Source organism: Peptoniphilus sp. DNF00840, assembly GCF_001553125.1.
Taxonomy (GTDB): domain Bacteria; phylum Bacillota; class Clostridia; order Tissierellales; family Peptoniphilaceae; genus Peptoniphilus_A; species Peptoniphilus_A vaginalis.
Genome location: NZ_KQ960186.1, coordinates 1 through 20208 on the forward strand (window position 1 = coordinate 1; position 20208 = coordinate 20208).

Sequence of the window (20208 nt, forward strand, 5' to 3'; positions counted from 1 at the left end):
TAGGTGTCGCAATATTATTTGCAATTCATCATAATCAAAAGAATCTGCTATATCGTCTACTATAAATAGGATTTCATTGCTTTCTTTTCTTATTTTTTCTATGTCAAATATTATATTTAACAAATATAAAGATCTTTTTTCTCCTTGACTTAACACGTCTAATTTTTCTAAATTTGATCTATCTAAGCTTGCTTGATTTTCACCCTTCTCAAATATAAACTCCACACGTGGGAGATTTTCTCCTATTATCGCTCCCTTTAAATTTGATATTTTCATCTTATATGGAACAGTAAACCTATCTTCAAATATTTCTAAAGAACGATTCCACAATGTATTGTCTATATTGAGATTTTTAACATTCTCCTCTAATTCTTTATATATCTCTAATAAATCATCAAAAGATTTCTTTTCTTTCTTTATATAGGAAGTCCATAATTCTTTTTTTAAATTGTCTAAATTTTCTATTTTTAAAAACTCTATTAGCTCAGGATTATTTTCTATTGTATCTCTTAATAATATGCCTTTTGTATCACTTAGTAACTTTTCTATCTGTTGAAACTCTGGAATATCTTTAATTTTCCCTTCTATTTCATATAATTTCTCTTGTAGTTCATCATTATTACCAATTACTATGCTATTATTTAAATTAAGTTTATTATCTCTTACAAAAAAATTATCTGAATCTAAATTTTTTGCAACGTTTTTCAATTTTGGAAATGTGAACTTACCTTTTTCAAAAAAAAGTATAACTACTGTATATAGTTTCAGCAGCTTCACAAAACTCTTTTATTTTATTTTGAAAACTACTGTCCTTTATTTTTTTAATTACACTATTATCAAAAATTGTCGAGTATTTAACATTAGGTAAATACGTTTTATTTTCAACTTCACCTAATTCTTTCAAGCTTAATAAAAAGCTTTTTTCACTTAAATTCATGTCAGAAACTATTGTAGGCTCTAATTCATAAATTTTTCTTCCTTGTTGTGTTTTTTCAATTTTTAGTCCTGAATATTGCACTAACTTTTTTAAAAAATTATTTTTTTGCTTTAATAAAGTTGTGATAGATTTTTTTGTTTTTTCGTCTACTAATAAATCCGCTACACTACTAGATTCATAATAATTTTCAAAGCTTTTTATTACAAACACTTGCTCTTTTCTTATATCTTGTCCATCTACGCTAACATTAACTTCTGCTTTTATATCGAATATTTCATCACGTATTTCGTCAGCTTTACCATCTTGAATTTTCTTAAAAGTTTTTGCAAAAGAAGTTTTCATTAATCCATTTTTTGCATATACTGTAATCACATTTGTATTTGTAAAATCGAATTCATGGTTAAACTCATCTATTCCATAACAATTCTTTAATTTACATTCTAGAATATCCATATCATGCCCTCCAGTCTTTTATTTTATTATATCATTTACAATAATAAGTTTACACTAACATGCATTATTGAACTAATAATGCACATTAAAATATCAACCACAATAGAATTGCCGGCCTGCTTATATAGCTTGCTTGAAGTACAATTTTTTCTTCTTGGATGCACTTTTTCTAGTTTGTCAATATCACTATCATCAAAACCCATGAGTCTTAAACATTCTCTTTCTGTTAAATACCTATACCTACCATTTCCAATATCTATTATTCCAGAATTAGGTACTCTCATCTGTTTTGTAGAAATAGTATAAGAAAAATCTTTAATCACTTTTAGTCGCCCTCTAAAACTATTATCTATGCCTTTATTTAAAAATTTCAGCATATAAGGTTGAGTCATGGTATAAAGTTCACTTACATTCTTTTCTAAAAATTCACTTAGTGGTCTAGTTTCTTTCCTCTCCAATTTATTAAAAGAAAAATTATTTGCTCCAAAACATGAAACAACAAATATCCTTTCCCTTTTTTGAGGTATCCCAAAGTCCATTGCATTTAAGATTTCATATTTGCTTTCATATCCAAGGTTTTCTAGTTCTTTTAGATAAATAAAAAAGGAGTCCCTCATATTTCTATCAAGGACTCCCTTTACATTCTCCCAAATTATCCATTTAGGTTTATCTTTCAATTCTTTAATTATTCTAATTGTTTCAAATAGTAAGCTTGATCTAGTTCCTGAGTTTTTTACACCTCCCTGCTTTTTGCCTATTCTTGAAAAGTCTTGGCAAGGACTTCCATGCATAACTAAGTCTATCTTCTCATTAGGTGCTTTATATCCTACTACTGATTTTGGTTTATAATTTTCTCCATAAAGTTCATTGTATGATTTAACACAAGCCTTATCTATTTCTACATAATCAACTACTTCATAAGGTATCTTTAAATTAATAAAAGCCTTTCTAATAGCACCTATGCCACCGAAAAGCTCTAATATTTTTACCTTATTCATTTAGATTATTCTTGTACCTATCTACAAGCTCCCTTATACTATCTTCTATTTCTCTTAAAAAATCTTCTTTATCTACTTCACCAGAGCTAATCTTTGCAAGTTTCATTTCCCATTCAGAAGTTGTTTCTGCTGATTTAAACTTATCCTCTACAATCGATACAAGTCTATTGCCTTTTTCTGTTACAAGTAGATTTTTCTTATCTCTTCTTATAAGATCCTTATGGATAAGATTTTCAATAATTCCTGCTCTTGTAGCTGGTGTTCCTAAGCCTTTTCTTTCTACTTCTATGTTTTTATCCAGTGATTCAATCCCTGCATTCTCCATAGCCTTTAAAAGTGTATCTTCATTATAATGGCTTGGAGCTTTGGTGAATTTCTCAGATATATTTTTAGAAGTTAGCTTAATTTTATCTCCAGTCTTTACATCTGGTAATTCATTTTCTTGTCTTTCCTTCCCATAAGCCTTTAGATACTTGGTATAACCTTCATCGATTATAGTCTTGCCACTTGCATTAAAGTTAAACTTGTCATATTCATATCTGATTTTTCTGCTAGATTCCTTTAAGTTATCCGAACATGAAGCAAGTAATTTATTCTTAATTAGATTATAGATTTTGCTTTCTTTATCAGATAAATCTTTGGCTTTTCCAATACCTGATATAGTAGGAATAATCGCATAGTGGTCTGTAACCTTAGATGAATTAAAAATAGACTTAAAGTTTGACTCATTTATCTTGAAATCTTCTTCAAGTCCTTTTAATAATTCTTTCATAGTAGTAACCATGTCATCGGTTAAATACCTGCTATCTGTTCTTGGATATGTGATTAGCTTTTTTTCATACAAACCTTGTGCTATATTTAAAGTATCATTTGCTGAATATCCAAAATATTTATTTGCTTTTCTTTGTAAGGTAGTAAGATCATAAGGCTTATCTGGTTTTGTGCTTATTTCTTTATCTTCTACCTCTGTAATAACTATTTCATCTTCTAATAGATTTAATAGTTGCTCTGCAACTTCAATTCTATCAATCCTATCTGATACAAGTTTCAATTCTTTATAAGATAGGTCAACTGTATAATATTTTTGCTTCTTAAATAGGTTTATTTCACTATCCCTTTTAGCTATTAAATATAGAGTTGGTGTTTGTACTCTACCAACTGAATATGTTTCCTTGTAAATGCAAGAATAAAGCCTACTTAGATTCATTCCTACAAGCCAATCAGAGGTGGCTCTTGCACTTGCTGATCTATATAAGTCTTCATAGTTTTCCCCGTCTTTAAGATTTCTAAAGCCATCTTCAATAGCTTTATTTTCCATTGAAGATATCCAAAGCCTTTGAATCTTCTTCTTACATTTAGCTTGATTATATACAAGTCTAAAAATAAGTTCTCCCTCTCTTCCAGCATCACAAGCATTTATAACTGTGTCGATGTTCTTATCGTTTAAAAGTTTTTTCAAAACTCCATATTGTTTCTTAGTGCTTTTAGATACTTCATAAATATATTCTTCTGGGATTATAGGAAGATTTTCTATTGTCCACTTCTTCTGTTTTTCATCGTGTCTTTCTGGACTTGCCATTTGAATTAAATGACCTACACACCAAGAAACAATGTATCCATTCCCCTCATAATATCCGTTTTTTCTTGTTCTTGCTCCAATTACTTTTGCAATTGTAACTGCTACACTTGGCTTTTCTGCTATTACTAACTTCATTAATACCTCCATAAATAAAAAAAGAGCGAAAGATTTCTCTCTCGCTCAAAGTATTTCTCTCGAATATTATATTATTTTCGGGAGAATTCTACTTACTTATTAATTTCTTTTTCTAGTTCTTGAAGAACTTTTATAATCTCTTCAAAGTTTGGATAGTCTCCATAAATCATTTCTGCCATAGCCTTATAATCTCTTTCTATTTCAGAAAATCGAAACTCTCTTGGAACTAACTTCAATCTACCACTTAATGCATCTTCATACCTTGCCCACTTTCTAGGGTAGAATTTCATTTTAAATTCAGTCACTTTCTTTAGTAATTCTTTATCCTCTAAGGCTTTGTTTTTAAAATTTGAATTCGCTATTTTATATAGGTCATAAAAGTGTCTTGCATACCTATGTGGCATAGAAGAAGATTCCGGTCTATTCGCTTCATGATGAAGTATAGTTGCTTTTTCCCAAAAGGTTCTCTCTGCCGATACTGTTCTTATATTAGTTTTCTCTTTAAATACATTTGGATAGGCTTCGCTAATTATCGGCAAAACTTCAACATCAATTGCAGGTGTCCATGCTGCAAGGCTTCCTATTTCAAGTCTTATATTTTGTGTCAAATAATTAGATTCAAAGATTTTAGGATATTTACATAGAATTGTTTGTGGATCTATTGTATCTATTGAAAATTCAAAGTCTACACTCTTTAAATCTTCTTCTAAAACTTTCAAAAATTTATCACTTAAAAAGAGTTCTGTTTTTTCGTTAACTTCTTTATTGAATTTATCCTGTTTGGTATTTGACCTTTCAATCCATGGTTCTTTTTCTTCATAGCCTAATACTCGCCAATCTAAGATTAAATCTATATCTTCAGAAAATCTTTCTATAAGTCCAAAACACTTTGAAAGTGATGTGCCACCTTTAAAAGTAAAATATTCTTTCCATTTATTTTCATTAAATAGATAGTCTAAGATAAAAGTAACCCAATAGTCTTTTTCAATGACTGCTTCAGATATATTTTTCTTTCTTGCAGTATTGACTATTAAAACTCTTAAGTCTTCTTTGTCTTCTATATAAAACTTATTCATTTTCACCCTCAGAAATTTCTCTTATTACTTCATATATCCATGATGGAACTGATTTTGATTCGTTCATTAAGTCTACTCTTTCTTTTTCACTTAAATTTTTTCTTATCTTTTGTATAACTTCGCTGGTTATATCTTCTTTACCTAAAGACTTAATTGCTTGAATAACTGTTGCAGTCTTTAGTGACATATTGGCAATTTCTCCTGGATTTACTTTTTTAAATTCTAAAACCGTATCCCCAATTTTATATTTCTTATATCTGCCACTAGATATATATTTATAGTGAGTTGGAACTTGTGTGGATAGTCCTAATAAGTTTAAGGCTGTGCTACTATATGGTGCAATATTCCAATTGTATTTTCTTGCTATGGCAAGTGCTAATTCGTGAATTGATACTTCTTCGTACTCTCCAATTAATTCACTGTATCTTGGATTGTAATAAAATCCATCAATTACACGTTTAATTTTTTTTTCATTTACCATCCTATTTAATGTTTTCCTAGCAGTATCATAAGATGTAATATCTAAAAAGTCGTTTGCAAAAAATACTTTATGTGAGTCAAAATCATTTATTTTATCTGATATTTTTTCTGTATATGAAATCATTACAATCCTCCTTTGTCCCAAATATCATATCATATCTGGGACAAAAGTTCAATTGTACTTAAATTTAATATCCTTATAATAGTTCATCGTCTTCATCTAAAGATTCTTCATGACTTTCTTCATTGTCAGACTCATCTTCTGACTCACTAATATAATCCTCATCATCTTCTTCAAAGTCTTCCAACATTTTATCTTCTTTTGCTTTAACTACCTTAAAATAGTATCCTGCTCCTACAACTCCTCCAATTACAAGTGCAACAATTAGAAATGAACCTATCCCGCTTTTCTTTTCTTATTTTACTGGAACAGTCTTAGGCTCTTCTTTTTTTACTTCTTCTTTCTTAGCTTCTTCAACCTTTATAGTATTTTTATCCTCTGATTCAATCATATTAAGTAGGTCTTGCTCTCCTACTTCTGTTAATAATCTTACATTATCTTGATTTGATGAGTGATCCACTATTAGGTGCATAGTTTTTCCACTTTTGGTTTGAAATGTTAAAAATTGTCTTACATCTACTGGATTTTCTTTATCTTTTTCTGTATCTCCACTTGGTGTAATATCTTTTCCATTCCTATCTACATTCTCAATTACTGAACCTCTTGCCTTATTTTCTTGTGTCGCAAGATTATTTACTGCCTTAGTATTACCACCTTTTACGAGTGGTGTTTTCTTAGGAAGATTATTTGAAGGCTTATTTGATTCACTTGTATTTCCTGGTATTCTTGGAACATCTTGATAAGGAATCTCTTCTTTTGATGGTGTAAAAACATCATCTTTCAACATTTTTTCAAATTCTTCTTTTTGTGGTTCATAGATTGATTCGTTTTGACTTTCTATTTGCCCTTCATTTGTCATTGCAAATGTAGTTGCTGGTACTGTAAATGTAAAAAGGAGTAACGCTATGGCTACTCCTCGTTTAATACTCTTATTCATTTTTCTATCCTTTCTTATTTTACATTTTTAAATACATAGACTGCTTTTTTAGCATTGTCCCATTCTATTGTTTGGTTTTTACCATCTTTAATATCTCCATGACTTGCTCCAAAAGCTTTAGCAATGTTTGAAATTGAAGCATGGATTCTTCCATTTATAATAACTGGCTTAACATCTGAATTGTAGACTTTACCATCTGAATCTTTCATAACACCAGTATCAATATTTAGTCTTAATGTCTTTTTAGCTAGGATATTATTCTCTTTATTGGAGAAAATAGCTTCACGAGTAGAGTTGTCATACTCAACATTAAAACCTAGAGTATAAGCGATATATCTTACTGGAATCATAGTTCTTCCTTGATCCACATAAGTTTTTACATCCATATAGACTGTTGTCTTACCATCTTTGTTGATAATGTTATAAAAGTTTTTGTCAACTTGGAAAACTGCAAATTCTTTTTCATCTTTAACTTGTTTTTTGTATTGTTGTTCCTCTTGCTTTTTCATCTTGTTAAGATCAAATTGATTTAGGATGTTCTTGTCATCAGCTTTCAAAAGTTCATCCCACTTCTTATCTTGAGATTTCTTATCTTCTTTCTTTTCTTTGTTTTCTTTTTGGAGTTTTAGAAGTTCATCTAATTTTTTAGATAGGTCTTGGTTTAGATTTTTATCTTTTTCATCTTTAGCTTGTTTCTCAAGTTCTTCTTTTGCTTTTTTATTTGCTTCCTCGATTAACTTCTTTGCTTCTTCGATTTTCTTATCTAATTCTTCTTTTAGCTTTTTAATTTCTTCTTCAGAAGCTTTTTGTTTTTCTTCTAGTACTTTAATCTTATCTTCTAATTCTTTTTTTGTATTTTCAGAAGATACTTTTAAACTATCAATAGCCTTTTGAAGCTCTTCAATTTTCTTACAGCATTCTGACTTAGAATTTTCTGTCTCTTTCTTTTTAGACTCTAAGTCTCTTATCTTAGCATCTTTTTCATCAAGAGCTTTTTCTAAGTCCTTAATTCTATTATCTTTATCTTCAATTTCTTTAGTCTTCTTTGCAAGTTCCCCTTCTAAAGACTCAAGCTTTTCTTGCATTTCTTTGATTTTATTTTCGTTTTTATCTGTCTTTTCTTTCTCAGCTTCTAACTCCCATTTTGTAGATGAATAATCTTCTTTTAGTTTTGCATTTTCATCTTGTAATCTTTTTAATTCATCTTTAAGCTGAGTAATTTCTGCTATTAGTTCATCATTGTTAGAATTTTTAAGTTCCTCAATTTCTTTATTCAATTGAGCAATCTTATTATCTTTATCTCTAATTTCTTCTTCTAGCTTAGCTTTTTCTTGTTTTAGTTTCTCTCCATTATCTTTGCAAGATTCTAACTTTTCCTTTAATTCATCTATCTTTGTTTGGTCTTCTTGTTTCTTATCATTTAAGTCTTTGATCTGATTTTCCAAGTCCTTAATATTTTTAGTTAAATCATCAATCTTATTGTCCTTTTCATCAATATCTTGCCCTGTTAAATCTGTTTGAGTATCAATGGAATATTTATTTGGATTGTATATAGTCATCTTTCCTTGATACAAATCATTGTTATAATCAAATTCAAGTTCTACACTATCTACGTTCTTATCAAAGACAAACTCTCCATTTTCAAACCTTAATCCATTAGGAATAGATTTGAATCCTTGATTTCCGTTGAAACCAAAATGATTTTCGTAAAATGGATTTTGTTTTGGTCTATACTCAACTTCTTGATTATGGAATACTCCCTTACTGTTAATGTTTGGATTGCCTAAAACTTTTACAGTGTGCAGTTTATTTCTTGAAAAAGCATACTGTTCAATTGTCTTCACAGACTTCGGTATAGTTATTTCTTGAAGGTTATTTCTTTCAAAAGCATTATGTTCAATATTTACCAAAGTATTAGGTAAAGTTACTTCTCTAAGTCCACAATTGAAAAATGCTAAACCACCAAGATAAGTTAGACTATTTGATAGTTTTACTTCATCTATACTTGCTTCGTAAAAGGCAGCATAACCTAAATGCTTAACAGAATCAGGAATAATTACTTTATCCCAATGTTTGCCACGCCCAAATTCTCTTTTATATCTAAGTTCATCGTTTGAATGACTTAAAGAATAATTTCCATTTATAGACTTCGTTCCTTCAGGAAATACTAGAATATTTGTCTTTTCTTTCTTTTCTAAGCCCTTATCACTAAAAGCGATTATATTTCCCTCAGAGGAATACATAAAATCATCTTCCGTCCAAGTAACATCAGACTTTGCAAATGCACTTGTATGCACAGTTGATGTTAAAACTAATAAAAGAGCCATAAAAAAGGCTCTTAGTCTGTTCGTATTAAATTTCTTCATTATGAATGTTCTCCTTTTCTTTTAATTTCTCTTCTCTTTTTCTATCATTGATTTTCTCCATTAATTCTTCCAAGCTAATATTGTTCCTCCTAAGAGTTACAATTATTTCTTCATTTTCAACCTGTATTTCTTCATCGCAAATTTCCTTGTATTTTGCATTTAAATCTTTCAATTTCTCTTCTATTTTTTTCTTTTTGTTTCTAATACTTATAAGCTTCCTGTTCACATAATATCTCCCTTCTATCTAGGTCTTCCAAAACCATAAAAGTGTGATTTCCAATATTTTGAATTTATTGATGTGTATTGAATTGGATCTCCTGCGTGAATCATCATTCCATTACCTGCGTATATTCCTACGTGAGATATTGGTGTTCCACTGTTATATGTTGAATGGAAAAATATAATATCTCCAGGTTGAGCTTCACTTGGACTGACTGGGTTACAATAGTCTTTGTATATTCTCCATGCAGTTGTTCTTGGCATTCTCTTTACACCAGACTTTGTAAATGACCAACATACAAAACCTGAGCAGTCAAAGTTAGATGGTCCACTTGCTCCAAACACATATCTTTTGCCTATATGTTTTTCTGCTTCATTAAATAAGGCTTTGGCAGTAGCTGAATCAAAAGCAAGACCAGGATTTCCAAAGTTTGGATTATCTACTATTTCTCCTAAGTCCCCATTACCTGATCCAAAAACATCTCCCATATTTCCCTTAGCTTCAAGAAGAGCTTCATAATGAACTACATTGTCTGGATAATCTTTAAATATTTCCCTAACAACTTCATCCATTTCTCTTTTCTTTAAAGTTACAATTAACTTTTTATATTCGTACTCTTCTTTTTCATAGCTAGTATAGGGATTACCACGACTATCATATCTAGTTCTTTCTACTGTTCTTGTTCTAATTTCGATTTCTTCCTTAAAATCAAGCTTATACATTTTATCGAAAAGCTCTTTTAAAATTCCTTTTACTTCAGATGCTGATTTTACTTCACCACATCTTGAAGTTATATAGGATAAAAGTTCATGGGTATTATGACCAATTTCTCCATCTTTATTTATAATATATTCGTCATATCCAGGATGACTTGTTTTTACACTTTCGATTTGTGATTGTAGGTCATACTCCATTGATGAAAATTCTTGATTAACTTCACTTAGAACTGTATCTTGTGATAGGTATGTTGTTGTCATTACTGAGTTAACAGAGTTACTTAATCCACTCATACCAACACTTCCACCACCAATCATGATTGATAGCATAAGACCTAGTCCTATTACTAGAAATAGAACCATCTTACTTTTTCTTACGATTAGCTCTTTAGAAGCCTTACCTAAACTTAAAATAGCTTTTTTAACTCTATCTACCAGTCTTGTTTCGTGCTTTTTAGCTATCATGCTTTTCATTTGTTTTCTTTGGTAAAACTTCTTAAATCTATTTTTCTTTATATAGGAGTCTGACTTTTTTAAATCTTCCAAGCCACTTTTAAACTCCAACTTGCTTTTTCTATTTCTTATTTTCTTATCAAGTGTAGATAGCTTTTTTAATGACTTTTTCTTTTTGTCTAACTTATACTTCCTTATTCCATGCTGAAGTTTAGAGCTTACATTAGCGGCCTTTTCTCCAGATTCTACACCAGTATTATCAGATCCTGAACTTAAATAATCTCTCACTAACTCTGATGACTTAGCTCCAGATAATAAAACCCCAGAAGATAGACTTCCTTTAGTTTTATTCTTTAAAATATTATCCTTTAGCTTGCTTTTAGACTTTTCAAGCTCTCCAATCTTTTTATCTGATATAAAGTCTTTAACATCTTGTGCCTTCTTAGAATCTTTCGGTGTAACTTTCTTAGATTCATTTTTTAAGTCATCGATTTTCTTTCGAGTAAATTTATCACTTTCATAATTTTTTCTCTTGTAGTAAGTCTTCTTTTTATTAACTTTCTTTTGTTCTGAAGGTTTAAGGCTTGTTTCTTTTTCATCTTTTATAAATTCTTGATTATTGTCTTTAAACTCAGGATTATCAAAAGTTTTATCTGTATCAACTTCGTTTAGCTTATTTTCTTTATCTTTTTCTTTAGAAATTTTCTCCTTATCTCTAAACTTCTTTTCTTGATAAAGTTTCTGTTTTCGCTTTTTATCGATATTAGCATTACTTTCGTTCTTGCTCACTTCATCTTTAACAAGCTTATCTTTTCTATATATTCTCTTGCTTTTCTCTGCTTCGATAGGTTTATCTTCACTTGTCTGGATTCGCTTAGACTCTTTCTCGTTGATTTTGTCTTGGAATTTATCCTTACTATGGATAAGTTTATCCTCATAATTTTTAAGAACTTTTCTTTTACTTGATGCCTTCTTATTGCTTATTGGTTGAGCGTTAGCTGAAATATCATCTGTTGTTAATTTATTAGAATTAATATTTCTACTATTTTCACTTTCAAAATTTACCTTTTTGAAGTCTACATCTAACTCTTCATCAAGTTTAAAGCTTTCATCTGTCCTTATTTCAAGATTAGTTTGTTTTGTTTCTTCAACCTTATCCTTATTATCTAAAAATTCTTTTCTAATTCTTTCCTTGTTTTTAGACTTCTGAAAATCTTTTAGTTTATCTTGTTTTTGATCTTTAGCTAATACATTCTCATGAATAAGTTTAGATTCTTTTTCTGAAATTTTATCTCCGAACCTATCCTTATTCTTAATAATCTTATTGGTATAATCATCTGAATGAACAAGTTTACTATCCATATTCTTTTCAGGAGCGTCCCTATTTCGTATAATTTTCTTTTGAAAATCTTTTTTTAGTTTTTTATCCATATCACACCTACTTAGCTTCTTCTGGTTTTGTTGTCATTAGCTTATATAGCATGGTGTCTTTAGGGAATTTATCTATAAAGGGAACAATGGTATTTCCAAAGAATAATAGTCCCTCACCTGCGTTTGAATTAGTAATATAGTTTAACTGATAAGGCGATATTTTTAATTTCTTAGCAAGAATATCCCTATCTCCAGATGCTTGATTTAACATTAGAACAAAGTCTGTATTATCAAAGATATTTTCAATTTCCTGACTTGTTAAAAGGTCTTTTACGTTTTGAGTTATACCTGTTGGAATACCGCCCCATTTTCTAAATCTTTTCCAGATTTCTACTGAATATGAAGCAGTTTGTGGGTCTTTTAATAAAAGATGGAACTCATCTATATAGTATCTAGTAGACTTGCTTCCTCTGTTTAGGGAAACCTTGTTCCAAACTTGGTCTTGAATTACAAGCATACCTATTTTTTTAAGTTGTGTTCCTAGCTCTTTTATATCAAAGCAAAGCAGTTGCCTATTTAGGTCAACATTTGACCTATTATTAAAGACATTAAGACTTCCCTTAACATAAATTTCCATTTCTGTTGCGAGCTTCCTACCAACTCCCTCTTCTTGAGATAGGAGCATATCGTATAAATCTCCTAATATAGGCATATTTTCTGGTTTTGGGTCTTCAAAATACTTTTGGTATATCTTTGGTAAGCACCTATCTATAACAGATTTTTCTGCAGCAGTAAGACCAGATCCTCCTACTACAAGTTCAAGCATAGACATTATGAAGTTTGCCTTATCCTTTAAAGGTGCGTCCCCATCTCCATAGTTCATATTTATATCTAGTGGATTAAGATAGTCCTTTGACTTTGCCGAAACTTTAATAACTTCTCCATTAAATTGTTTTACAAGGTTTGAATACTCGCCTTCAGGATCACAAATAATTACATCATCGTCTGTTACAAGAATTGCATTTGCCATCTCTCTCTTTGCTGAGAAAGATTTACCAGAACCTGGTGTACCTAATATTAATCCATTAGGGTTCTTGAGTTTCTTCCTATCTGCCATAATCAAGTTTTGGCTAAGGGCATTTAAGCCATAGTACAAAGAATTTGCCGAATCAATAAATAGCTCTTCTGTTGTAAAAGGCATAAATACTGCCGTTGATGATGAAGTTAAAAATCTTTTTATCTCGACTTGATTAACTCCTAGAGGTAAGACAGAAACAAGTCCTTGCTCTTGTTGGTGAGATAATCTTTTTACCTGACAATTATGTCTATTTGCAATTGATGATATTTGAGCAATAGTATTTTCTAATTTTTGATTAGTCCTTGCAAAATTCATCATTACTATGGATACTACAAAGAGCCTTTCATCTCTATTTTGTAAGTCAGATAACATGGACTTAACATCAGCCCCAAAAGTATTTATATCTGATGGAATAATATCCATATCATATCCAGCACGAACTGCTTTCTTTTGTTCTTCGATTTTCATTCTATCCAGGTCTGTGTTTTTTCTCTTAATGAGTTTAATGGCTTCTGCTTGTTCAACTACATCTATATGAAAAGCTACATAAATATTGTCATCAATATCTAAAAACTCAGATAACATTCTGTCTGATATCTCACTTGCAAGTATTTGAAAATGACTTACTGCTCCAATGAATTTCCCAAATTTAAAATTATTTGCTGGTGCAAAATTAAAGATATTGGGAGTTATATGTGATTTTGTAGACTCTTTCTTCTTCAAATCTTTATATGAAAAATCAAAGTTTTTGTCTGGATTTAACATATCGTGAACAAGTCTTAGTCTTTCTTCGCCATCAAGGCTCTCTGCTCTTACTCCCATAGATTTAAAGTTAGATAAAATATCTACTTCAAGTCTATTTAACTTTGCTCTTGCTTGTTCTAGGTTATCGGCTTCTGTTGTAAAGGTTATATACTTCATCTTTTTAAGTCCGTTATTGCCCTTTGCAAGTTGAAGCTTTAGCATCTCCCTAAACTCTTTTCTTACATCGTCATAGAAATCTCCCTTATCAGCAATTTTATTTGCATCTTGTAAGTCCTTATTTCTTCCTAATTGATTTACATACGAAAGTTCAATGTGGACACTTGGATCGAAAGAATTTAAAAAGTTGGCAAATTGGTTAAAGATTAAATCTCTATCTTCTTCCAATGCCAACTGGTAATTTATATCTTGAAATGAAATTGTCTTTGAATAATTTTTTTCATCTAACTGGCAAATGCCCTCTGGTAATATTCTTATATATGGAATTGTATCCTCAACTGTAAATCTCTTTTTCTCTTTCTTTAAAAGTACACTTAGAAGACTATTTGTTGGATCTTTCTTTGTTTTTAGCCTTCTTACTTCCTTTCGGTCTTTTTTTAATTGTTTTTCCCTTAGATTTAAGTCGCTGATTTGCTTTTTTCTTTGCTTCAAGGTATTCCTCCTTTCTTATTCTCTTAGTTGGTTGATAAAACTTGTGAAGATAGAAAAATTTAAAATATTTTTCAAAAGTTAAGGTGTCTTTTTCATATAAGGTTATAAAAAAGATTGGCAGGGTTACTGTTAGCATTACAATGATTGAAACATCATTAGGTAGATATTTCTTCATAAATAGATAGGTTGGTATGCCAATTAGTCCTGCCACAGAAAAACCTATAAGTTGTCTTTTGGTTAAGTTAAAGGCAACCTTTGTTTTAATCTTGTCCAAATCTTTTGGTATTGGTACATATGCCATTTTAATCTCCCTCTACTTCTTTTTTGGAAAGTTCAAGTATATGGTCATAATTAGATGTTGTTTCCTCTTCTAGGTAGCTAATTCTTTCTTCTAATTCTTCTTGTTTTTCTTCATTTCTATCATTGTATTCTCCTTGATACATAACAAATTCATTGTGACATCTTCCGAGTCTGTTTATTTTTTTCTTTAAGTTTCTAATCTCTTCATTTCTTTTTTTCTCTTTTAAGATTTCATAAGTTCCTCCCAATAAAATTCCAAGTCCTAATAAAGCACAATTTTTCTTTTTTAACATTTATTCCTCCTAGTGCGTATTCATAATACTTTTTGCAACTGTTCCACTCTTAAACATCATAAGTCCAAGTAGTAGAGCATATCCTAATATACTAAACAAGCTTGCGTGAATATCTGTAATCTGTACCGTTCTAATTAAAACGGTGTAGATACCTAAACATACCATCAAAAACAAACCTTGTAGTCCCAAGGCAAAAAGTCCCTTGATATAATTTGTTCCAATCTGACCCCATTCTTTATTTCCCATAGTCGCAAATGGTATGGATGATACTGATGAATAGACATATATTTCAAACATACGCCCATATACTATTAAGGTAATAGTTAAAGATATACATTGAATTGCAATCCTCACTAGGCTTGTTTCAACTAATATCATTAAAAGCTCACCTATTTCTTTTTCTTTTAATGTATCAACCATTGCAACTATCTGATCTCCTGAAACAGTGGCAGAAGTAGTGATTACCCCTGCCGCTTTGTTTACAAGATTTTGTGCCACATCAAAGACTGCCATTGAAAATTCAAAGGCATGGCTTGCAAGGTAGACTGCTATAAACATCTTTATAATGTATTTGAAAAACTCAAAAGTATCTGTATCGTGCATATTATTCTTTTGCATAACCATATTTATGAGTTCAATACATAATACTGCTGTTATGATAAGACCTGCTATTGGAACTATCACATTATCATTAATGTTTTTTATGAAGTTATATACTTCTCCATTCCAACCCATTGGTGTCTTACCAACATCAGTTGCAATAACTCCTACCTTGTCATTTATATCTAAGAACATGGACTCAAGATTTGCTTTGATACCTCCAAGTAGCATATCCTTAAAAAATTCAGTTAGCTTGTCAAAGATACCAAACATAGACTTTCTCCTAATTTAAAGCATTTGCAAGTAGTGGAATTAATTTAATACCGATTAGTACAATTCCCCCACCAGCCATAAGCTGCTTAATACCTTGAGATTTAGCACCAGGGTTATCATTACCATAACCTTCCATTAAGTTAATAACTCCCCATGCTCCTAAACCTGCACCAATTGCAGTTACAAGTGTCTTTAAAACTCCAACTCCAGCTGTAAAAAATTCCATATTATTCCTCCTCGTTTTCTTTCTCTTTATTTTCTATTTTGTTTAGTGATTTAACTATAAAATTCTTGTAGACCTTATCTCCTTTTTTGTTTTCTTTGAAATATCCAAAGACATGGATTAGATCTCCTTTATCTAATTCTTTTGCACGTTCGCTTTTTTCTCCGTAGACTGAACAATTTATATATTCTTTTCCTTTACCATATTTTTTAATGAGAGTAAAATTTGCTACATCTACTTTTTCTCCATCTCTTTCAAATTCTGATAATTCCACTTCTTTAACTAAATTTGCATTAATATTTATCATTTCTCTATCCATTAATTTCTTCTCCTTAATCTATAAATTTCAATTAAAAAAGCGACTGAAGTTATATTTCAATCGCTAAATGTCTAATATATTAAATTGTTTTAAGTGGGACTTCTTATCCTTACCATTTTAACCTCCTAATTTTGAGTATAAAAAAACGATAGAATTTTTAATTTCTATCGCTCATTAATACCTTATTTCTAGTCTTCTAAAATTGATACTTCAAGGTCTATCGCTTTAAATGTAACAGTTATTCCTACTTGGTCCTTTACTGTTTTTTCAAATAGCTCAGCTATATCATATGGGGACATATCGTATATATCTTCATACCATTCATTACTTTCATCGTACATTGTCTCACATATTGCTTCAATATAATTTTTCTTATCCCTTGTGAGTTCTGTATCACTTTCCAAAATAAACTGCTCACTATTTATATTTAATATAATTAAAGATGATTTTTTATTTTCACACATTTTGCTTTCTCCGTAAAATCAAATGTTTAACCTATTTATTTTATAACTAGATTTTAGCTTTACCTTATCTCTATTTGTTAAATACTCTTCCACATCAAACAAGTTCTTCTTATCATAATCTTCCAATAACTTATAATTCTTATGTTTTGTAATATCGAATTTATCAGATAAGAAAGGTCTTACGCCTCTTAGCTGGTATATACACTTACCACCATCCATTACAGTTATTTCATCTTGACTCATAAGTTCCTTACCAGTCTTTTGATAATTTAGTCCAAAAGATTTTTGATTTGATCTTGTTTCTGATGTGTTATATAGGTCTATGGTTTCTTTTCCTAAGGTTTCTGATAACTCTTTTACTGTTGTTTTTTCTTTTCCTCCTAAAAAGAGTGTAGAGTCGCAGTTACCAACTATTGTATCTGCATGGTCTTTATAGATTGCTTTTAATTGAGATTGTGCTTGTAATATTATGCTTGCAGATATTTCTCTTGAACGAATTGTTGCAATTAATTTTTCAAATTTAGGAATTAAACCGATATTTGCAAACTCATCAAGTAGACACCTAACATGAACTGGAAGTCTACCACCATACACATCATCTGCCTTATCACATAGTAGATTAAATAATTGAGAATACATTATTGAGACTACAAAGTTAAAGGTATCATCTGTATCTGATATTATTACAAACAAGGCAGTTTTTCTATCTCCAATTTTATCAAGCTCTAGTTCATCTTCGCTCATTAACTCTCTAAGCTCTCTTATATCAAAAGGTGCAAGCCTTGCTCCACAAGAAATTAGAATTGACTTGGCAGTTTTTCCTGTAACAACTTGTCAAGGACTTTCTAATCATTTTTATCTCCTTTTTGATGTTTTTTCATCTCCATTTCTCTAAGCATTATCCTTTTCAATTTATCTTGCATAGTTTCAGTCGCATTTTCATTAAAATGGACAATAACCTCATAAGTTACTTTTCCAATCTTTTTTATAGTCTTTGTTCCTGTATTATGTTCATTTTTATTTTCGTGCATATTAGTTTCCCTCCTGTTAGTTGCAATCAAAAAAAGACGATAGAGTTTTATTTCTACCGCCTTTCACAAGTCTTATAGCTATTCATTTAATAACGCTTTACCATTTACATATTAAATTTTCAAATCCTTATTGTTCAGCATTCCGCCAAACATCGTATGATACATATCCTTGGAAGATTCCTCTATCTTTGTAATACTTGATATTTTATTTCCTGCATCTTTTGATGAAGCTCCGCAAAGATAAAAGGCTTCACTGTCTGTTCCATAGTCAATGGCAATATATCTATCGTGATACTTTTTACCTGCAATTTTCATCTTCAGATTGATATTAGGGTAATCTTTTCTAAAATCGTTTAGGATATTTTTTGTCAGCATATCCTTGTTTTTCACATTGTCGCTAAAGACTATAATTTCAACATTGTCTTTTGCAGCCCTTAATAATTCTAAGGTTTTCAAGCCTATATAGTTGTCTATCACATAAATACTTTTCTTTGCAGACTTATATATTTTGGTATAGGCAACATCTGCTTCAATCTTATCTCCGTTCATTAAAAGGAAATGCTTGTATGTGTCCGGATCTATAAAATTATCCATAACCTTTTTCAAATCTTCTTTTGTAGCCATTTGCGACTTTATTTCAGCTATATCCTTTGTGTTTTGATTTGTCTGTACTGCTATTTGTACCAATTCTTTTGAGCTAATAAAATCTTGATTTTCGATTATAAAGTCTTTCATCTGCTTAAATGTTCTAATTAAGGCTCTACTTTGCCTAATCGCAAGTTCACCTCTTAATACCGTCATAAGCATATAAATACCTTGTTCTGTAAAGGCATTTGGTAAGTATCTTGAACCGCCCCAACTTGAGGTGAAATTTTTGCACCTCAAGTTTTCAAATTCATTCTCGGTCAGTTGAAACATAAAATCTTCGCCTTCAAACTTCTCAATATTGTTTTTCACCTGTCTATTAAAGTTTTTTGTTTCATAACCATATATTTCAGCTAAATCTGCATCAAGCATTACTCTTTGCCCACGAATAAGATATATTTTTTCTTGTATAGTTTTATCATCTACAATAACTATCTCTTTATTCTCTTCTGCCATGAAATGCACCTCCAACATTATCTAAATTCTTTTATATTTTTCTACTCCGCCTTCAGCTTTTCCGATGTGTTCCACATTTTTTACAAGTCTCTTATTTACATTTTCATAAAACCATCTGCCAATCAATGCCGGCGGTGTTGCGATTAACTCTCTCAAAACAAATTCTTTGCCCTTCGGTAAAGAGCTAATTTTGTTTAATAAGGTAGTATATAGGTCAGCATAGCTTGTATTTTCTTGTAAACTGCTACACTTACAATATTCAGTAACGCTTGGGAAACCTCCCTCTATTGCTTTTTTAGTTAAAATTTCAAGTTCTTCATCGGTTACAGTAAATTGAATTCGCATTTATATATCCTCTCCTTATAACTGAGTTTATTACCATATCACTATCATTTTATCATAAATACGATATTTTTTCATACTGCAATTTTAAGCCCTATTTTACACTTAGCTATAGTCTGATACCTATTTTATCATTAACGCTCTAAAAACACCTTTCCACCGTCTTATACGAGGTCTACAAGTGTTCCCCCTTGTCATAATCTTCAAAGGTATATACTTTTGATTTATGGCTTTCTTTTAATTTACCTTTATCTTGCTCATACCAATGAACTAAGGTCGCATAATGATCTTTATAGTTTCTTCCCGTGCTTTGCATATAGGTTGACAGCTTCTCTATCATTTCTTCCCTATGACCTTGCATTTTATCCTTTAACTTCCCATATTCTTCATCGGTTAAGGAAACATTTTTATATTCTCCATAAAGGTTGGGGGATATTTTTTCTATCTCCCCCTCTTTTTCTAACTCTATATCTATCTCTTTATCTATCTCTATATCTCCGTTGCAGTTTTGTTGCAAAAGGTTGCAAGGTGTTGCACCAGTGTTGCATTGCAACGCTTTTTGTCCTCTCGATTTTCTTGAACGCCTTGTAGAAGCTGTTTCTGAACCTATAAGACTTGGAATTTCTGTTAAAAAATACTCGTCATTTTCTGTAATTATCTCCATCAATCCTTGTGCTACAAGATAATTTACTATAACCATTACATCATCTTCCGTTTCATCAATCGTTAAGGCAAGCTCTTTGATAAAGTCTGTTTCTACTCCATCATAATACAGCTTCCCACTATCTTTTAAGCTAAGTAAAAGCAATTTAAGATAAATGATTGTATAGGTATCTCCTCCTGATATTTTTCTTAGCCTTTTGATTCTCTTATCTGTAAAAAAATCTTCTTTCAATTTTAACCAATAGTATCTTCTGTTGTCTGCCATT

At 30.5% G+C, this 20208-nt stretch carries 19 protein-coding genes and 3 pseudogenes; all 22 read right to left on the minus strand.

The window, feature by feature from the left end; genetic code table 11:
- Positions 1 to 777, minus strand: a pseudogene (locus HMPREF1864_RS08680) (hypothetical protein); the annotation flags it as partial.
- Positions 734 to 1390: a hypothetical protein gene (locus tag HMPREF1864_RS08685; protein ID WP_231723482.1), complete on the minus strand. Its 657-nt coding sequence runs from the start codon at positions 1388 to 1390 to the stop codon at positions 734 to 736. The gene HMPREF1864_RS08685 and the pseudogene HMPREF1864_RS08680, both read right to left, overlap by 44 nt.
- Positions 1391 to 1425: 35 nt before the next feature.
- A complete protein-coding gene (locus HMPREF1864_RS00310) occupies positions 1426 to 2388 on the minus strand; it encodes a DNA cytosine methyltransferase (protein WP_062570868.1) in 963 nt (320 codons plus the stop codon).
- Positions 2381 to 4102, minus strand: coding sequence for a DNA topoisomerase 3 (locus HMPREF1864_RS00315; protein WP_062570869.1), 1722 nt, complete (start codon positions 4100 to 4102; stop codon positions 2381 to 2383). Before HMPREF1864_RS00315 ends, HMPREF1864_RS00310 begins: the two co-directional genes overlap by 8 nt.
- Before the next feature lie 92 nt (positions 4103 to 4194).
- A complete protein-coding gene (locus HMPREF1864_RS00320) occupies positions 4195 to 5178 on the minus strand; it encodes a nucleotidyl transferase AbiEii/AbiGii toxin family protein (RefSeq protein ID WP_062570870.1) in 984 nt (327 codons plus the stop codon).
- Positions 5171 to 5782: a DUF6088 family protein gene (locus HMPREF1864_RS00325; RefSeq protein WP_062570871.1), complete on the minus strand. Its 612-nt coding sequence runs from the start codon at positions 5780 to 5782 to the stop codon at positions 5171 to 5173. The genes HMPREF1864_RS00320 and HMPREF1864_RS00325 overlap by 8 nt, the downstream gene beginning before the upstream one ends.
- 73 nt (positions 5783 to 5855) lie before the next feature.
- A pseudogene (locus HMPREF1864_RS00330) lies at positions 5856 to 6716 on the minus strand (CD1107 family mobile element protein).
- Positions 6717 to 6730: 14 nt separating this feature from the next.
- Entirely contained in the window at positions 6731 to 9082 is a 2352-nt protein-coding gene (locus HMPREF1864_RS00335; RefSeq protein WP_062570872.1) for a leucine-rich repeat protein, read from the minus strand.
- Positions 9069 to 9308, minus strand: coding sequence for a hypothetical protein (locus HMPREF1864_RS00340; protein ID WP_001080402.1), 240 nt, complete (start codon positions 9306 to 9308; stop codon positions 9069 to 9071). Before HMPREF1864_RS00340 ends, HMPREF1864_RS00335 begins: the two co-directional genes overlap by 14 nt.
- Before the next feature lie 14 nt (positions 9309 to 9322).
- Positions 9323 to 11902 (minus strand): CD1108 family mobile element protein, encoded by a 2580-nt coding sequence (locus HMPREF1864_RS00345; RefSeq protein WP_062570873.1) that lies wholly within the window; start codon positions 11900 to 11902, stop codon positions 9323 to 9325.
- Positions 11903 to 11909: 7 nt separating this feature from the next.
- Complete coding sequence (locus HMPREF1864_RS00350; protein WP_082718886.1) at positions 11910 to 14333, minus strand: VirB4-like conjugal transfer ATPase, CD1110 family; 2424 nt, start codon at positions 14331 to 14333, stop codon at positions 11910 to 11912.
- Complete coding sequence (locus HMPREF1864_RS00355; RefSeq protein WP_062570874.1) at positions 14224 to 14634, minus strand: PrgI family protein; 411 nt, start codon at positions 14632 to 14634, stop codon at positions 14224 to 14226. Before HMPREF1864_RS00355 ends, HMPREF1864_RS00350 begins: the two co-directional genes overlap by 110 nt.
- Before the next feature lies 1 nt (position 14635).
- Positions 14636 to 14926, minus strand: coding sequence for a hypothetical protein (locus tag HMPREF1864_RS00360; RefSeq protein WP_062570875.1), 291 nt, complete (start codon positions 14924 to 14926; stop codon positions 14636 to 14638).
- Between the two features lie 9 nt (positions 14927 to 14935).
- A complete protein-coding gene (locus HMPREF1864_RS00365) occupies positions 14936 to 15799 on the minus strand; it encodes a VirB6/TrbL-like conjugal transfer protein, CD1112 family (protein WP_000466919.1) in 864 nt (287 codons plus the stop codon).
- A gap of 10 nt (positions 15800 to 15809) precedes the next feature.
- On the minus strand, positions 15810 to 16025 hold the full coding sequence (locus tag HMPREF1864_RS00370; protein WP_000394204.1) for a Maff2 family mobile element protein: 216 nt from the start codon (positions 16023 to 16025) through the stop codon (positions 15810 to 15812).
- 1 nt (position 16026) lies between these two features.
- Positions 16027 to 16341 (minus strand): single stranded DNA-binding domain-containing protein, encoded by a 315-nt coding sequence (locus HMPREF1864_RS00375; protein ID WP_000373444.1) that lies wholly within the window; start codon positions 16339 to 16341, stop codon positions 16027 to 16029.
- 188 nt (positions 16342 to 16529) lie between these two features.
- Positions 16530 to 16805 carry a hypothetical protein gene (locus tag HMPREF1864_RS00380; RefSeq protein WP_062570876.1) on the minus strand — a complete coding sequence of 92 codons (276 nt, stop codon included), beginning with the start codon at positions 16803 to 16805 and terminating at the stop codon, positions 16530 to 16532.
- An 18-nt stretch (positions 16806 to 16823) separates the two neighbouring features.
- Positions 16824 to 17639: pseudogene (locus HMPREF1864_RS00385) on the minus strand (VirD4-like conjugal transfer protein, CD1115 family); the annotation flags it as partial.
- An 11-nt stretch (positions 17640 to 17650) separates the two neighbouring features.
- Complete coding sequence (locus tag HMPREF1864_RS00390) at positions 17651 to 17836, minus strand: transposon-encoded TnpW family protein (protein WP_062570877.1); 186 nt, start codon at positions 17834 to 17836, stop codon at positions 17651 to 17653.
- Positions 17837 to 17947: 111 nt separating this feature from the next.
- Positions 17948 to 18937 carry an ORF6N domain-containing protein gene (locus tag HMPREF1864_RS00395; RefSeq protein ID WP_000797008.1) on the minus strand — a complete coding sequence of 330 codons (990 nt, stop codon included), beginning with the start codon at positions 18935 to 18937 and terminating at the stop codon, positions 17948 to 17950.
- Between the two features lie 21 nt (positions 18938 to 18958).
- A complete protein-coding gene (locus HMPREF1864_RS00400; protein WP_001222545.1) occupies positions 18959 to 19282 on the minus strand; it encodes a hypothetical protein in 324 nt (107 codons plus the stop codon).
- A gap of 172 nt (positions 19283 to 19454) precedes the next feature.
- Positions 19455 to 20207 carry a phage replisome organizer N-terminal domain-containing protein gene (locus HMPREF1864_RS00405; RefSeq protein ID WP_000774839.1) on the minus strand — a complete coding sequence of 251 codons (753 nt, stop codon included), beginning with the start codon at positions 20205 to 20207 and terminating at the stop codon, positions 19455 to 19457.
- Position 20208 lies beyond the last annotated feature (1 nt).

Coding starts and splice junctions, on each gene's coding strand:
- HMPREF1864_RS08685 (WP_231723482.1), bottom strand. CDS start 1,390: ATGGATATTCTAGAATGTAAATTAAAGAATTGTTATGGAATAGATGAG.
- HMPREF1864_RS00310 (WP_062570868.1), bottom strand. CDS start 2,388: ATGAATAAGGTAAAAATATTAGAGCTTTTCGGTGGCATAGGTGCTATT.
- HMPREF1864_RS00315 (WP_062570869.1), bottom strand. CDS start 4,102: ATGAAGTTAGTAATAGCAGAAAAGCCAAGTGTAGCAGTTACAATTGCA.
- HMPREF1864_RS00320 (WP_062570870.1), bottom strand. CDS start 5,178: ATGAATAAGTTTTATATAGAAGACAAAGAAGACTTAAGAGTTTTAATA.
- HMPREF1864_RS00325 (WP_062570871.1), bottom strand. CDS start 5,782: ATGATTTCATATACAGAAAAAATATCAGATAAAATAAATGATTTTGAC.
- HMPREF1864_RS00335 (WP_062570872.1), bottom strand. CDS start 9,082: ATGAAGAAATTTAATACGAACAGACTAAGAGCCTTTTTTATGGCTCTT.
- HMPREF1864_RS00345 (WP_062570873.1), bottom strand. CDS start 11,902: ATGGATAAAAAACTAAAAAAAGATTTTCAAAAGAAAATTATACGAAAT.
- HMPREF1864_RS00355 (WP_062570874.1), bottom strand. CDS start 14,634: ATGGCATATGTACCAATACCAAAAGATTTGGACAAGATTAAAACAAAG.
- HMPREF1864_RS00360 (WP_062570875.1), bottom strand. CDS start 14,926: ATGTTAAAAAAGAAAAATTGTGCTTTATTAGGACTTGGAATTTTATTG.
- HMPREF1864_RS00365 (WP_000466919.1), bottom strand. CDS start 15,799: ATGTTTGGTATCTTTGACAAGCTAACTGAATTTTTTAAGGATATGCTA.
- HMPREF1864_RS00370 (WP_000394204.1), bottom strand. CDS start 16,025: ATGGAATTTTTTACAGCTGGAGTTGGAGTTTTAAAGACACTTGTAACT.
- HMPREF1864_RS00375 (WP_000373444.1), bottom strand. CDS start 16,341: ATGGATAGAGAAATGATAAATATTAATGCAAATTTAGTTAAAGAAGTG.
- HMPREF1864_RS00380 (WP_062570876.1), bottom strand. CDS start 16,805: ATGTGTGAAAATAAAAAATCATCTTTAATTATATTAAATATAAATAGT.
- HMPREF1864_RS00390 (WP_062570877.1), bottom strand. CDS start 17,836: ATGCACGAAAATAAAAATGAACATAATACAGGAACAAAGACTATAAAA.
- HMPREF1864_RS00395 (WP_000797008.1), bottom strand. CDS start 18,937: ATGGCAGAAGAGAATAAAGAGATAGTTATTGTAGATGATAAAACTATA.
- HMPREF1864_RS00400 (WP_001222545.1), bottom strand. CDS start 19,282: ATGCGAATTCAATTTACTGTAACCGATGAAGAACTTGAAATTTTAACT.
- HMPREF1864_RS00405 (WP_000774839.1), bottom strand. CDS start 20,207: ATGGCAGACAACAGAAGATACTATTGGTTAAAATTGAAAGAAGATTTT.